Annotated in this window: 16 protein-coding genes; all 16 read left to right on the top strand. The window is 71.9% G+C overall.

The window, feature by feature from the left end; translation table 11 throughout:
• Positions 1 to 6: 6 nt before the first annotated feature.
• Positions 7 to 750 (top strand): class I SAM-dependent DNA methyltransferase, encoded by a 744-nt coding sequence (locus FHS44_RS06630; RefSeq protein ID WP_184712954.1) that lies wholly within the window; start codon positions 7 to 9, stop codon positions 748 to 750.
• Between the two features lie 7 nt (positions 751 to 757).
• Positions 758 to 1,372, top strand: a complete 615-nt coding sequence (locus FHS44_RS06635) for a dTDP-4-dehydrorhamnose 3,5-epimerase family protein (RefSeq protein WP_184712955.1) — start codon at positions 758 to 760, stop codon at positions 1,370 to 1,372.
• Positions 1,373 to 1,391: 19 nt separating this feature from the next.
• Positions 1,392 to 2,147, top strand: a complete 756-nt coding sequence (locus FHS44_RS06640; RefSeq protein ID WP_184712956.1) for an SDR family oxidoreductase — start codon at positions 1,392 to 1,394, stop codon at positions 2,145 to 2,147.
• Positions 2,148 to 2,168: 21 nt separating this feature from the next.
• On the top strand, positions 2,169 to 3,233 hold the full coding sequence (locus FHS44_RS06645) for a glucose-1-phosphate thymidylyltransferase (RefSeq protein ID WP_184712957.1): 1,065 nt from the start codon (positions 2,169 to 2,171) through the stop codon (positions 3,231 to 3,233).
• Positions 3,230 to 4,225 (top strand): dTDP-glucose 4,6-dehydratase, encoded by a 996-nt coding sequence (gene rfbB, locus FHS44_RS06650; protein WP_184712958.1) that lies wholly within the window; start codon positions 3,230 to 3,232, stop codon positions 4,223 to 4,225. Before FHS44_RS06645 ends, rfbB begins: the two co-directional genes overlap by 4 nt.
• Positions 4,222 to 5,619, top strand: a complete 1,398-nt coding sequence (locus FHS44_RS06655; protein WP_184712959.1) for an NDP-hexose 2,3-dehydratase family protein — start codon at positions 4,222 to 4,224, stop codon at positions 5,617 to 5,619. The genes rfbB and FHS44_RS06655 overlap by 4 nt, the downstream gene beginning before the upstream one ends.
• 23 nt (positions 5,620 to 5,642) lie before the next feature.
• Entirely contained in the window at positions 5,643 to 6,647 is a 1,005-nt protein-coding gene (locus FHS44_RS06660; RefSeq protein ID WP_184712960.1) for a 3-hydroxyacyl-CoA dehydrogenase NAD-binding domain-containing protein, read from the top strand.
• 79 nt (positions 6,648 to 6,726) lie between these two features.
• Positions 6,727 to 7,212 carry a nuclear transport factor 2 family protein gene (locus FHS44_RS06665; protein ID WP_184712961.1) on the top strand — a complete coding sequence of 162 codons (486 nt, stop codon included), beginning with the start codon at positions 6,727 to 6,729 and terminating at the stop codon, positions 7,210 to 7,212.
• Complete coding sequence (locus tag FHS44_RS06670; RefSeq protein ID WP_184712962.1) at positions 7,209 to 7,736, top strand: hypothetical protein; 528 nt, start codon at positions 7,209 to 7,211, stop codon at positions 7,734 to 7,736. The genes FHS44_RS06665 and FHS44_RS06670 overlap by 4 nt, the downstream gene beginning before the upstream one ends.
• 92 nt (positions 7,737 to 7,828) lie before the next feature.
• On the top strand, positions 7,829 to 8,494 hold the full coding sequence (locus FHS44_RS06675) for a hypothetical protein (RefSeq protein ID WP_184712963.1): 666 nt from the start codon (positions 7,829 to 7,831) through the stop codon (positions 8,492 to 8,494).
• Positions 8,495 to 8,500: 6 nt separating this feature from the next.
• A complete protein-coding gene (locus tag FHS44_RS06680; protein WP_184712964.1) occupies positions 8,501 to 9,625 on the top strand; it encodes an acyl-CoA dehydrogenase family protein in 1,125 nt (374 codons plus the stop codon).
• 52 nt (positions 9,626 to 9,677) lie between these two features.
• Positions 9,678 to 10,589 carry an MBL fold metallo-hydrolase gene (locus FHS44_RS06685; protein WP_184712965.1) on the top strand — a complete coding sequence of 304 codons (912 nt, stop codon included), beginning with the start codon at positions 9,678 to 9,680 and terminating at the stop codon, positions 10,587 to 10,589.
• Between the two features lie 32 nt (positions 10,590 to 10,621).
• Positions 10,622 to 11,731 carry a nucleotide disphospho-sugar-binding domain-containing protein gene (locus FHS44_RS06690; RefSeq protein ID WP_184712966.1) on the top strand — a complete coding sequence of 370 codons (1,110 nt, stop codon included), beginning with the start codon at positions 10,622 to 10,624 and terminating at the stop codon, positions 11,729 to 11,731.
• A complete protein-coding gene (locus FHS44_RS06695) occupies positions 11,728 to 12,864 on the top strand; it encodes a glycosyltransferase (RefSeq protein WP_184712967.1) in 1,137 nt (378 codons plus the stop codon). Before FHS44_RS06690 ends, FHS44_RS06695 begins: the two co-directional genes overlap by 4 nt.
• 17 nt (positions 12,865 to 12,881) lie before the next feature.
• Positions 12,882 to 13,475: an NADPH-dependent FMN reductase gene (locus FHS44_RS06700; protein ID WP_184712968.1), complete on the top strand. Its 594-nt coding sequence runs from the start codon at positions 12,882 to 12,884 to the stop codon at positions 13,473 to 13,475.
• Positions 13,465 to 14,499, top strand: a complete 1,035-nt coding sequence (locus FHS44_RS06705; RefSeq protein ID WP_246435098.1) for a quinone oxidoreductase family protein — start codon at positions 13,465 to 13,467, stop codon at positions 14,497 to 14,499. The genes FHS44_RS06700 and FHS44_RS06705 overlap by 11 nt, the downstream gene beginning before the upstream one ends.
• Positions 14,500 to 14,527 lie beyond the last annotated feature (28 nt).

Raw genomic sequence — 14,527 nt, forward strand, 5'->3', positions numbered from 1 at the left:
CGTCAGATGAACGAGAGCGAGGTCCTCGGGGCCTACGACAGGGCCGACCTCTACGAGGTGGTCTACGAGGGCAGGGGCAAGAACTACGAGCGGGAGGCCGCGGTGACCGCGGCCCTGATCCGCGAGCGCAACCCCGGCGCGCGGAGCCTGCTCGACGTCGCCTGCGGGACCGGCTCGCACCTTCGGTACTTCGTCGGGACGTTCGGCGAGGTCGCGGGGGTCGACCTGTCGGAACGGATGCTCGACAGGGCCCGCGACCGGGTCCCCGGGGTGCCGCTGTGGCAGGGGGACATGCGCAAGTTCGACCTGGACCGCACCTTCGACGCGGTGACCTGCATGTTCAGCTCGGTCGGCTACCTGGCCGACGTCGGCGAGCTGACCGCGACGCTGGAGAGCTTCGCCAGGCACCTCACCCCCGGCGGCGTCGTGGTCGTCGAACCCTGGTGGGCGCCGGAGAACTTCCTTCCCGGGCACGTCCAGGGAGACGTGGTGCGGGTCGGCGAGCTGACGGTCTCCCGCGTCTCCCACTCGACGTGGCAGCGGGAGGGGGCCGCCAGCCGCATGGAGGTGCACTGGACGGCCGCCCACCCCAAGACGGGCATCAGCCACCACGCCGACGTCCACGTCATGTCGCTGTTCTCCAGGAAGGAGTATCTCGACGCCTTCGCCCGCGCGGGCTTCGCCGCGGAGTTCGTCGAGCACGACTGGGCGGGACCCGGCCTGTACGTCGGCGTCCTCGGCGGCGGGTGAGGGCCGGATGCGCATCCGCGAGCTGAAGGTCGAGGGGGCCTACGAGCTGACCCCCGAGGTGTTCGGGGACGAACGGGGCTACTTCCTGTCGCCCTACCAGGAGGAGCCGTTCCTCAGGGAGATCGGGCGCCCGCTGTTCCCGGTGGCGCAGGCCAGTTACAGCCGGTCGCGCCGGGGCGTGGTCCGCGGCGTCCACTTCACCGCCACGCCGCCCGGCATGGCCAAGTACGCCTACTGCGCCGGGGGCGTTGCTCTCGACGTGGTCCTCGACACCCGGGTGGGGTCGCCGACCTACGGCGTGTGGGACAGCGTCGTCCTCGACCAGCGGGACTTCAGGTCGGTCTATCTCCCGGTCGGCGTCGGGCACCTGTTCGTCGCCCTTGAGGACGACACGGCCGTGTCCTACCTGCTGTCCACGGGATACGTCGCGGAGAACGAGCTGGCGGTCTCGCCGCTCGACCCCGACCTGGGGCTGCCGCTGCCGCGCGACCTCGACCTGATCCTGTCCGAGCGCGACCGGCGCGCCCCCACGCTCGCCGAGGCGGAACGCGCGGGAATCCTGCCCGACTACGCCGTCAGCCGGTCGCTGGACGGCCTGCGGCCTGCGGAACACGGCACGTGAGCGGAAGGGAGCGTACGGCATGAGCCTGCGAGAGGCCGCGGTCGTGGTCACCGGCGCTGGACGCGGCATCGGGGCCGCGCTGGCCAGGCGGTTCGCCGAGGAGGGCGCCAGGGTCGTCGTCAACGACCGCCATCCCGAGCGGGCCGAGGAGGTGGCCGGGGAGATCGGCGGGATCGCGCTGCCCGGCGACGCCAGCCGGAGCCTGGTGCCCGAGGCCCTGCGCCTGCTGGGCGGCAGGATCGACGTCTACTGCGCCAACGCGGGAGCCGTACGGACCGGTGGGCCCGAGGCGCCGGACGAGGACTGGGCGAGCGCGTGGGAGGTCAACGTGATGGCCCACGTGCGGGCCGCGCGGGACCTGCTGCCCGGCTGGCTCGAACGGGGTCAGGGGCGTTTCGTCTCCGTGGTGTCCTCCGCGGCGCTGCTCACCATGGTCGGGGCGGCGCCGTACGCGGTGTCGAAGCACGGCGCGCTGGCCTTCGCCGAATGGCTGTCACTGACCTACCGGCACCGCGGCGTCAGGGTGCACGCCGTCTGTCCCCGCGGCGTCCGCACCGAGATGCGCAGGGCCGCGAGTTCGAGCGGGTTGACGCTCACCTCCACGGCCATCGGCCCGGAGGAGGTCGCCGACGCGTTGCTCAAGGGGATCGCCGACGAGCGGTTCCTGATCCTTCCGCATCCCGAGGTCGCCGACCAGGCCGCCGAACGCGTCACCGACCACGAGCGCTGGCTTGAGGTCGTCAACGGGTTCCAGCGGCAGCGGGAGAGCACGTAGCCGTCGAGAGAGGACTCCGCCGTGAAGGCTCTGGTGCTGGCAGGCGGGACGGGAACCCGCCTGCGCCCTTTCAGCTACTCCATGCCAAAACAGCTCATCCCCATCGTCAACAGACCGGTTCTCGAACACGTCCTGGACAACGTCAGGGCCGTCGGCGTCACCGAGGCCGGGGTCGTCGTCGGCTCCGGGGAGCGGCAGATCCGCGAGGCGATCGGCGACGGCGACCGGCTGGGGGTGAAGGTGACCTACATCCCGCAGGACGAGCCGCTCGGCCTGGCGCACTGCGTCACGATCGCCAGGCCGTTCCTCGGCGACGACGACTTCGTGATGTATCTCGGGGACAACATGCTGCCCGACGGCATCGCCGAGCCCGCGGCGCGCTTCACCGCGACCAGACCGGCCGCGCACGTGGTGGTGCGCAAGGTCGCCAACCCGCAGTCGTTCGGGGTTGCCGAGTTCGGGCCTGACGGCACGCTTGAACGGGTGGTCGAGAAGCCCAAGCGCCCCCGCAGTGACCTCGCCCTGATCGGCGTCTACTTCTTCACCGCCGCCGTCCACCGGGCCGTCGCCGCCATCGGGCCGAGCGCCAGGGGCGAGCTGGAGATCACCGACGCGATCCAGTGGCTCGTGGACGACGGGGCCGAGGTCACCGCCGCCGAGTACCCCGGCTACTGGCGGGACGTGGGCCGGGTCGAGGACGTCCTTGAGTGCAACCGGCGGCTGCTCGGCGGCCTGCCCCCGCGCCTGGACGGCTCGCTCGACGCGGCCAGCGACGTCACCGGCCCGGTCGTCGTCGAGGCGGGAGCCCGTGTCGTACGGTCCCGCATCGAGGGACCGGCGCTCATCGGCGGTGACAGCGTGGTCGAGGACAGCGAGGTCGGCCCCGGCACGACAGTCGGCAGGGGATGCGTCATCAGCGGCACCCGGCTGCGGGACTCGGTCGTGATGGACGGCGCCCGCCTGACGGGGGTGGCCGGTCTGCGTGACTCCGTCATCGGGCGCGGCGCGGTCGTCGGCGGCCATCCACCGGGCGGGGTGTTCCGGCTCGTGGTCGGCGACGAGGCCAGGATCGAGACGGCGGCATGAGACTGCTGGTCACCGGCGGTGCCGGTTTCATCGGCTCGCACTACGTGCGGACCGTCCTCGACAACGGTTACCCGGACTTCCGTGACGTTCCGGTCACCGTACTCGACACGCTCAGCTACGCGGGCAACATCGCGAACCTGCCGATCGGGCACCCCAGGCTCGACTTCGTGCACGGCGACGTCTGCGACCTGCCGCTGCTGCTCGACCTGCTGCCGGGCCACGACGCGGTGGTCCACTTCGCGGCCGAGACGCATGTGGACCGCTCGCTCAAACACGCCGCCGAGTTCGCCCGCGTCAACGTGGGCGGCACCCAGGCGCTGCTTGAGGCCTGCCTCGCGGCGGGGGTGGAGCGGGTGGTGCACGTTTCGACGGACGAGGTGTACGGCTCCATCGAGGAGGGCTCCTGGCACGAGGAGTGCCCGCTGCTGCCCAACTCCCCCTACGCGGCCTCGAAGGCGGGTGCCGAGCTGTTCGTCCGCTCCTACTGGCGGACCTACGGGCTCGACGTCTCGATCACCCGCTGCTCGAACAACTACGGCCCCTACCAGCACCCCGAGAAGATGATCCCGCTGTTCGTCACCAACCTGATCGAGGGCGAGCCGCTGCCCCTGTACGGCGACGGCCTCAACGTCCGCGACTGGCTGCACGTGGACGACCACTGCCGGGGCGTCCACCTGGTCCTGACGAAGGGGAACGCGGGGGAGGCCTACAACATCGGCGGCGGTAGCGAGCAGACCAACATCGCCGTCACCGAACGGCTGATCGAGCTGCTCGGCGCCGACAGCTCGGCGGTCCGCCAGGTGGCCGACCGCAAGGGGCACGACCGGCGCTACTCCCTCGACGACACCAAGATCCGGGAACGGCTCGGCTACCGGCCCGCCGTACCGTTCGAGCGGGGGCTTGCCGAGACCGTCGCGTGGTACCGGGACAACCCGGGCTGGTGGGAGCCGGTCAAACACGCCCTGCGGACCGCGGCGGGGGTGGGGGCATGACGGCCGGGCTGTTCGACCTGCCGGAGCTGCGCGCCCGTGAGGACACCGGGCTGCCGGAACGGCTCGCGCGCTCGCTCGCGGAGACGACGGCTGGCTGGCAGCTGAGCACCGCGCAGGTCGGTGACTGGCTGGCCGAGCGCGCCCTGGCCAACCGCTTCCTCGTCGAGCGCATCCCCTTCGACCGGCTCGACCAGTGGGCCTTCGTCGAGGACGGCGCCCGCCTGGCCCACCGCAGCGGCAAGTTCTTCACGGTCGAGGGACTGCGCGTCACCGTCGACCAGGGGCCCGTCCTGAACTGGGACCAGCCGATCATCAAACAGCCCGAGGTCGGCATCCTCGGTCTGCTGCTCAAGGAGTTCGACGGGGTTCCGCACCTGCTGATGCAGGCCAAGATGGAGCCGGGCAACCCCAACCTTCTGCAACTGTCGCCGACCGTCCAGGCCACCCGGAGCAACTACACCAAGGTGCATCGCGGCTCCGCGGTGCGATACCTGGAGTACTTCGTCGATCCCACCCGGGGACGGGTCCTGGCCGACGTGCTCCAGTCGGAGCAGGGCTCGTGGTTCCACCAGAAGATCAACCGCAACATGATCGTCGAGGTGGACGAGGACGTCCCGGCCGGCGACGACTTCCGCTGGCTGACGCTCGGGCAGATTGGGGAACTGCTGCGCCGGGACAACGTCGTCAACATGGACGCCCGTACCGTCCTGGCCTGCGCGCCGATCGGCTCCGACGAGGTGGACGCGCTGCACAGCGACACCGAACTGCTGTCCTGGTTCACCGCGGAGCGGGCCAGGCGGGAGATGCGGGTGGAGCTGATGCCGCTGACCGAGGTGAACGGCTGGCGGCGCGGGCCGTGGTCCATCGACCACGAGGCGGGCCGCTACTTCAGCGTGGTCGCGGTCTCCGTGGCGGCGGGCAACCGCGAGGTGACCCGCTGGACGCAGCCGCTGCTCGAACCGCACGGCCTGGCCGTCACGGCCTTCCTGGCCCGGCGCATCGGCGGGGTCCCGCACGTCCTGGTGCACGCCAAGGCGGAGGCGGGGTTGCGCGACACCATCGAGCTGGCCCCGACCGTCCAGTACACCCCGGAGAACTACGCCCACCTGACCGGCGCAGACCGCCCGCCGTACCTCGACCTGGTGCTCGCGGCCGGGCCGGAGAGCGTCCGCTACGAGGCGGTGCACTCGGAGGAGGGCGGCAGGTTCCTCAACGCCGAGGGCCGCTACCTCGTGGTGGACGTGAACGAGGCGGACGTGCCGCTCGACCCGCCGCCCGGCTTCCGCTGGGTCACCCCGGGGCAGCTGCGCTTCCTCGCGCGCCACCCCCACTACGTCAACGTCCAGGCACGCACCCTGCTCGCCTGCCTCAACACCGGCGCGGTCGGCTGGTGAGCCGTACAGGAAGGACGCAACGGATGGGAACGCGACCAGACGCCGTGACGGTCATCGGCGCGGGCACGATCGGGCTCGGCTGGATCACGCTGTTCGCGGCGCACGGGCTGAGCGTCACCGTCAACAGCAGACGGCCCGACGCCAGGCGCGTCGTCGAGGAGGGGCTGCGGATCTTCGCGCCGACGCTGCCCGGGGGCGGACGCGACCCGGAGGAACTGCTGGCCGGGCTGCGCTTCGAGCCCGACGTGGCGCGGGCGGTGGCCGGGGCCGACGTGGTGCAGGAGAACGCCCCCGAGGACCCGGCGCTGAAGCGGGAGCTGTTCGGGGTCGTCGCGCGCTCGGCCCCGCCGGGGGCGCTGCTGCTGTCCTCGACCTCCACGCTCGTGCCCGACGACTTCGGCGCCGAGGTGCCCGACCAGGGCAGGCTCGTGGTCGGCCATCCCTTCAACCCGCCGCACGTGGTGCCGCTGGTGGAGGTGGTCGGCGGCACGCGCACCACCCCGGAGGCGATCGAGGAGACGATCGCGTTCTACCGCTCGGTGGGCAAGGTCCCGATCGCGCTGCGCAGGCCGGTGCCCAGGTTCGTGGCCAACCGGCTGCAGACGGCGCTGCTGCAGGAGAGCATCCACCTGGTCCGCGAGGGCGTGGTCACGATGGAGGAGCTGGACAGCGTCGTGGTCAACTCGATCGGCCTGCGGTGGGCGACGGTCGGGCCGTTCCAGGCCTTCCACCTGGGCGGCGGCGAGGGCGGCCTGCGCCGCTGGCTCGGGCACCTCGGCAGGGGCCTTGAGGCGAGCTGGCGGGAGCTCGGCCGTCCCGAGCTGACGGAGGAGACCATCGAACTGCTCAGCTCCGAGGCCGAACGGGTCTATGGCACAGGAAATTACCCAAAACTCTCCACGGAACGGGACATCAGGCAGAATGCCATCCTTGAAGCCCTTGCCCGTATTGAAAACGGCAATAACGGACAACTGAACGGTGTGGCACCGGCCGGTGGGCACCGTGGCGCGGCGGCGGAACACGGATGAGCGGGCCAACCCGTTTCTCAAGTGTCATTCGAGCGGCTCTTTCTAGCATTATGAGGACTTCTCGAAAGGAGTCCGCCAGATGAGAGAAGTTACGGTCCCACCGGATTTGTACGCGCGGATACAGCAGTTCCACGCCACCCAGATGCACGCGCTCGACGGCGGTGAATTCGACACCTACGCCGCGACCTTCACCGAGGACGGCGAGTTCCGGCACACCCCGGGACGGGCCCCCGCCAGGACCCGCGAGGGCATCGCCGAGGAGCTGCGGGCCTTCCACCGGGAGCGCTTCGCCGGCGACCCCGTGCAGCGGCGCCACTGGTTCAACATGCTGCGGGTCGAGCCGCGCTCCGACGGCGAGATCCACGCCACCTTCTACGTGCTCGTCGTCGCCACCCGCCCCGGGGTCAGGCAGCCGGAGATCGCGCCGAGCTGCGTGGTCCACGACGTGCTGGTCGACGACCCCGAGGACGGCCTGCTGCTCAGGTCCCGCTGGGTCGAGCACGACTGGCAGCCGGAACCTGTCGGCGCGGCCAGCGGTACGGCGGGCAGCGGGGTCGCACGGTGAGCGTGGCATACCTGGCCAGGACCAGGATCGAGGGCGAGTGGACTCCGATCGAGTACTCCAGGGAGTTCACGGTGACCGCGCCCGAACGGGCAGCGCCCGGCGAGGAGTTCACGATCGTCTTCGCCAGCGCCCCGATCCTGGCCCTGCCCGCGTTCAACCGGACGCTGACCGACCTGCGGATCGCCTACCGGGTCTCCGGCGAGGCGAGCGTCCTTGAGTGGGACCTGCGCGGGGGCGACACCCCCGGCGGGCGGGAGTTCCTCGCCGAACGGCAGGGCGAGGACCTGGTGGTCCGCTTCGAGGGGACCATCGCGGGCGGGGTCGAGGTCGCGGTGCCCGAACTGGTCGTCACGGTCCACGCGGGGGAGTCGGGTGCCGTCACCACCTCACCGGGGGGCTCGGGGTTCGACCGGCCCGCCTTCGGGTGGACGCGCGAGCACGCGGTCAACGGCCAGTGGGACCCCTTCCAGTGCTACGTCCCCGTTGACGCGCCGGTGGTCTTCACCACCACCCTGATCGGCTGAGCTTCCGCGACACAACACGGCACGGGGGGCCTGTGCCGTACAAACCCCAAAAACCTCCCGGAAAACCCTGAGGAAAGAAAAAGGAAACGCACATGAACAAGTGGACCCTCCGCACCGCCGCCGTGGCCTCCGTCGCCGCCGTGGCCCTGACCGGCCTGACCACCCCGTCCTACGCCCAGACGTCCGCGACGTCCGCTCAGCAGAGCACCGCGCGGACCACCGCGACCGTGACGGTTCCGTACATCTCGCGGACCCGGATCGACGGCGTGTGGACCGCCATCGAGGGTTACACCCGCGACTACACCGTGACCGCCCCCGCGACGGCCTCGCCGAACAGCGTCTTCCGCGTCAAGTTCGACTCGGCGCCGATCTTCGCGGTGCCCGCGCACAACGAGAAGCTGACCGACCTGCGGATCGCCTACCGGGTCTCCGGCAACGTCACGATCCTCGGCTACCGCCTCAAGGGGGGCAGCAACCTGGGTGGCGCCCACTTCTGGGTCCAGCGCAACGGCTCCGACCTGATCGTGCGCAGCAACGCCACCTTCCAGGGTGGGGTCGAGTTCGACGCGCCCGACCTGGTGGTGAAGGTCCGCGCGGGCGCCTCGGGCGCGGTCACGACCTCGCCCGGCGGCTCCAGCTTCGCGGACCCGGCCTTCTACTGGTACCGCAAGCACGCGGTCAACGGCCAGTGGGACCCGTTCGAGAACTACGTGGACCCGGCCAGCCCCGTGACCTTCACCACGACCACCATCGGGTGATCCGTCATGCCCACCCCCACCTCACTGTCCCCTGACACCGTCCGGGAGGCCGCCGCCGTCGCCGCCAAGCGCGCGGCGGAGGCCGAGGCGAACAGACAGCTCACCCCCGACGTGGTCGAGGCGATCGTCCACGCGGGCTTCGTCAGGCACTTCGTGCCCGCCAGACACGGCGGCGCGGCGGGAGGCTTCACCGAGCTGCTGTCCGCCGTGACACAGGTGGGGGAGGGCTGCGCGTCCGCCGCGTGGTTCGCCTCCCTGACGGCGGGCACCGGCAGACTGGCCGCCTACCTTCCCGAGGAAGGGCAGCGGGAGGTCTGGGCGGAGGGCCCCCACACCGTCGTGGTGGGGGGCCTGGTCCAGGCCGGTACGGCCGAGCCGGTCCCCGGTGGCTGGCGGGTCCGTGGCCAGTGGCCGTACGTCAGCGGGATCGCCCACTCGGGCTGGGCGCTGCTGTGCGCGAAGACGGAGCGGGGGGCCAGGTTCTTCGCGGTCCCCCGCGCCTCGTACGGCGTCGCCGACACCTGGTTCAACAGCGGCATGCGGGCCACGGGGAGCAACACCCTGATCCTTGACGAGACCGAGGTGCCCGACGCCCGTTCCGTCGCCCTCGACGACCTGCTCGCCGGGGAGGCCCCCGGCGCGCAGGCCCCCTGTCACCGGGTGCCGATGAAGGCGGGCAACGGCCTCACCCTGACCGCCCCCCTGCTCGGCGCCGCGCGCGGCGCGCTGCGGCGCTGGTCGGAGCTGGTCGGCGACAAGCTGCTCGCCCCCGCGGGGGCGATCTCGGGCGGGGTCGGCAGGGCTTCCTACGAGCTGATCCTCGCCCGCGCCGACGGCGAGGTGGACGCGGCGGCGCTGCTGCTGCGGCGGGTCGCCGAGGTCGCCGACCAGGCACCCGTCGGCGCCCTGCACACCGCGCGCAACGGGCGTGACTGCGCGCTGGCCGCCGACCTGCTCGCGACCGCCGTCGAGCGGCTGCTGCGCAGCTCGGGCAGCCGGGGCCAGTCGGAGAACGAGGCGCTGCAACGGCACTGGCGCGACGTGACCACGGGCGCGGGCCACGCCGGTCTGCAACTGCCCGCCGTCGCGGGCGCGTTCGTGAGCCAGTCCGCCCTGCCGTCAACGGGGTGACCGACCACAGGAACATCCACGGGGTGACCGACCACAGGAAGGGGAACGACCCATGGCCACGCCGGAGCTGGTCGAGGTCGCGAAGGGTGTCCACGCCTACCTCCAGCCCGACGGGGGCTGGTGCCTCAACAACGCCGGGGTGATCACCACCCCGGACGGGGCCGTGGTCGTGGACACCGCCGCCACAGAACGCAGGGCCCTGGCGCTGCGCGACGCCGTGGACTCGGTCGCCGGGGGAGCCCGCAGGCTCGTGGTCAACACCCACTTCCACGGCGACCACGTCTTCGGCAACGCGGTCTTCGGCCAGGAGGCGACCGTGGTGAGCCACGAGGGCACCCGCGCCGAGATCGCCGAGACCGGGCTCGCGCTGACCGGCCTGTGGCCCGACGTGGAGTGGGGCGACGTCAGCGTCGTGCCGCCCGACGTCACCTACACCGACCGCCTGACGGTGCACGCGGGCGGCCGGCGGATCGAACTGATCTCGGCGGGTCCCGCGCACACCCGGCACGACACCGTGGTCTGGCTGCCCGAGGAGCGCGTCCTGTTCGCCGGGGACATCGTCATGCCCGGCTGCACGCCGTTCGTGATGATGGGGACCGTCAGGGGGTCACTGGCCACCCTCGGCCTGCTGCGGGAGCTGCGGCCCGAGGTCGTCGTCGGCGGCCACGGCCCCGTCTCCGGGGCGCACGCCCTCGACGAGACCGAGGCGTATCTCCGCTGGCTGCGACGGGTCGCGGCCGACGGGGCACGGCGCGGGCTCGACGCCCTCACCACGGCCCGCGAGTGCTCCCTCGGCGAGTACGGCAGGCTGCTCGACCCCGAGCGGCTCGTGGGCAACCTCCACCGGGCCCTGCTCGAACCCGACGGCGGACCGGACCACGAGCTCGGCGTGCCGCTGGACGTGCCCGCCGTGTTCGGGGAGATCGTCGAGTTCAACGGCGGCCTGCCCGCCTGTCACGCCTGACCAAGCCCTCGCAGGAAACCAGGGGTGTGCGCATGAGAGTTCTCTTCGTCGCGGGCCACACGGCCGGTGCCTCCTATCCACTGGTCCCGCTGGCCCAGGCCGTACGGCTCGCGGGGCACGAGGTCTTCTTCGCGGGACACGAGGACCTCCTGCCCGTCATCGCCTCCGCCGGGCTGCCCGCGGTCGCGGTCTCCTCGGGGAGGCTGCCCGACTTCCTCGTGGACCGCAGGGGGCAGACCGTCGAGCTGCCCGAGCCGGGGCACGAGCGTGACGTGGCCGTGGGGCGCGTGTTTGGCCGCTTCGCCGCCGACAGCCTGGACGGGCTGCTGGCCCTGGTGCGGGACTGGCGGCCAGAGCGGGTCATCGGGGCGGCGACGGCCCACGCCGCGCCGCTGGCGGCCCACGACGGCGGCGTGCCGTACGTCCGCTTCGGCACCGACCTGGCGGAGCCGGTCGTCCACACGCTGGCGGCCGTCGCCGAGCTGGGACCCGAGCTGGAGAAACTCGGCCTGTACGAGCTTCCCGCGTCGTGGCGCGCGGTCAGCGTGGCGCCGCCGAGCCTGCGCCCGCCCGACGCCACCCCCGCCCTGCCGCTGCGGCACATCCCCTACGAGACGCAGACGGCCCTGCCGCCCTGGGCCTACGCGGGCGGCGACGGGCCAAGAGTCCTGGTCAGCGCGTACGGCGAGGCCCCGCCCGAGCGGTTGGACGACCTGCTGGCCGGGCTGCGCGAGCTGGACGCCGAGATCGTGGTGACCGCCCCGCAGGAGACGCTCGACGGGCTGGGACAGCCGCCGGGCGTGCGCCTCGGCCGGGTCCCGCTCGGCGTCGCCGTACGACCCGGAGACGTCGTGGTGCACCGGGGGCACGCGGACGCGGTCCTGACCTGCCTGGCACGGGCGGTTCCGCAGGTCCTGCTGCCGGGGGAGCCAGACCCGGACGAGCACGCCGCCCGGCTGGCCCAGCTCGGGGTGGCCAGACTCTCGGCCGGAGCTTCGGCCGAGGAGGTCGTCGGGGCGTGCCGGGAGGTGCTGGCCGAACCCTCCTACGGGCAGGCCGCGCACCGGCTGCGCGCCGAGATCCACGAGATGCCGCTGCCCGCGGACCTCGTCCCCCTGCTGACCGAGGAGGTGGCGGCGTGAGGATCCTGTTCGTGGCCGGGGGCACCTCGGGGGTGATCTTCTCGATCATCCCGCTGGCCCAGGCGGCGCGTAACGCCGGGCACGAGGTGGTGATGGCCGGGCCGGAGAACGTGGTGTCCACCATCACCTCGGCCGGGCTGACGGCCGTCGCGGTCACCTCGCGCAAGATGCTGGACACCCTGCTGTACGACGACGGCGAGCGCCGCCCGATCCCCACGGACCTGCACGAGCGCTACATCTTCAACGGGCGCTGCTTCGGGCGCTACGCCGACTGGTGCCTTGAGGGGCTGCTCGCCTTCGCCGACCACTGGAGGCCGGACGTGGTGGTCGGCGGCACCCTGGTCTTCGCCGCGCCGCTGGTGGCCCGCCACGCGGGCGTGCCGTACGTCAAGCAGGCGGTTGACATGGGAGAGCCCCGCACGATCGACCTGGCGGCGGCGGCCGAGCTCGGGCCGTGGCTGAGGCGGCTCGGCTTCCACGAGATGCCGCGCTCCGACCTGTTCGTCGACGTCTGCCCGCCCAGCCTCAGGGAGGCGGACGCGCCGCCCGCCCAGATCATGCGCTACATCCCCTACTCGACCAAGGGACGCATCGAATCCTGGATGTACACCAGGGGGGACAGACCGAGGGTGCTGGTCTCGGCGGGCAGCCGGGTCACCCCGGACCGCGACTTCGAGATCCTCAGCGGCCTGGTCGCCAAGGTGGGCGCGCTGGACGTGGAGCTGTTCGTCGCGGCGCCCCCGGACGTGGCGGCGGCGCTGCGGCCCCTGCCGGACAACGTCAGGGCGGGCTGGCTACCCCTCGACGTGGTCGCCCCGACCTGTGACCTGGTCGTCAGCCACGCCGGTGGCACCACGGTCCTGGGGAACATGCACTACGGCGTGCCGCAGTTGCTCATCCCCTACCTGCCCTACGCGATGGGCTTCACCCGCAGGCTCACCGAGTACGGCGCAGCCAAGATGCTGCCCCCCGAGGACGACTCCCCGGAGAACGTCGCCGAGGCCTGCCGGGAGGTGCTGGGCACGCCCTCCTACCGGCAGCGCGCCCGGGACGTCTCCCAGGAGATGTCCCGGCTCCCCGGCCCCTCCCAGGCGCTGGCCGCCGTCGAGCGGCTGGTCCACACCTCCCGATAGATCGTTAGGAGTTCGCGTTGTCACAGACACCCCTCCACCTGGCCGTGGTCGTGGGAAGCGTGCGTGAGGGCCGCTTCGGGCCGACCGTGGTGAACTGGTTCGCCGAGCAGGTCACCCAGTACGGACGCTTCACCACCGACGTCATCGACCTGGCCGAGCTTCCGCTGCCGGTCGTGCTGCCGCGCTTCGGGGACGACCCGGCCCCCGAGGTCGCCGCCGTCGCGAAGCAGTTGTCGGAACGGCTCGCCGCCGCGGACGCCTTCGTGGTGGTCACCCCCGAGTACAACCACAGCCTGCCCGCCTCGCTGAAGAACGCGCTGGACTGGAGCGACGCCGAATGGCAGGCCAAGCCGGTCGCGCTGGTGGCCTACGGCGGCCGGTCCGGGGGCATCCGGGCGGCCGAGCACACGCGGCAGATCCTCTCGGCCCTTGAGGCGGTGACCATCCGCGAGGTGCTCACCTTCCAGTTCCCCAGGGAGGTCTTCGGCGAGGACGGCGGCCCCAAGGACCCCGAAAGCTACGCCGCGACGGCCAAGGAGATCCTGCGGCAGCTCGAATGGTGGGCGGGCGTGCTGCGCGAGGGACGTGAGCAGCGGCCCTATGTCGCGTGAGGGGACGATGCTCGCCGTCCGCGTCCACGAGTACGGCCCGCCCGAGGTGCTGCGCCCCGAGGAGGTCCCGGTGCCGAGGCCGGGACCCGGGCAGGTGCTGGTCGAGGTCGAGGCGGTCAGCGTGGGCTTCGCGCAGACCCAGATGCGCCGCGACCTCTTCCCCGCCCCGATGTGGCGGCCTGCCTTCCCCATCGTGCTCGGCGGCGACGTCGTCGGCGTGGTCACCGAGACCGGTCCCGGTGTCGAGGGGGTACGGCCCGGCGACAGGGTGGGCGCCTACACGCTGCACGGCGCCTACGCGGAGTACGCGGTGCTCGACGCCGCCTCGCTCGTCCCGGTGCCCGGGGACCTGGACGCCGTACGGGCGACCGTGCTGCCCGGCTCGGGGCCGATCGCGATGGGCACGCTCGGGGTGGCCGACCCCCGGCCAGGGGAGCGGGTGCTGGTCCACGCGGCCTCCGGCGGCATCGGCCACCTCGCCGTGCAACTGGCCAGGCTGGCGGGGGCGGGACAGGTGATCGCGACGGCGGGTTCGGCGGCCAAGCGCGACTTCGTCCGCGGTCTCGGCGCCGACGTGGTCGTCGACTACGGCGAGGACGGCTGGGCCGAGCGGGTGCGCGAGGCGACGGACGGCGCCGGGGTGGACGTCGTCCTCGACAGCGTCGGGGGACAGGTGCTCCGGCAGGGGATCGGTCTGCTGGCGCCGTTCGGACGACTGGTGTTCTACGGCTCATCCAATGGCGGACTGGACATTCCTCATATATCGCCCATGGAGTTGATAGGGATTAAATATGTGACGGGATTCGCCCTTTCCGCCTGGCGGGCCGCGCGTCCCGACCGATATCGGACAGACCACAAACTGCTGGTGGACTATCTCCGGGACGGCGCCGTCCGGGACGTCGTGCACGCCGTACTGCCCCTTCATCAGGTGGCACAGGCGCACGAAATCATCGAGAGCCGGTCCCATATCGGGAGAGTTGTCCTAAAGGTCGGCCGAAACGCCGAGGATCGTCTCTCGACTTGACCTCTAGCGTGCTTGAGGTTGCAGCATC

The organism is Streptosporangium saharense (genome assembly GCF_014203715.1).
Lineage (GTDB): Bacteria > Actinomycetota > Actinomycetes > Streptosporangiales > Streptosporangiaceae > Streptosporangium > Streptosporangium saharense.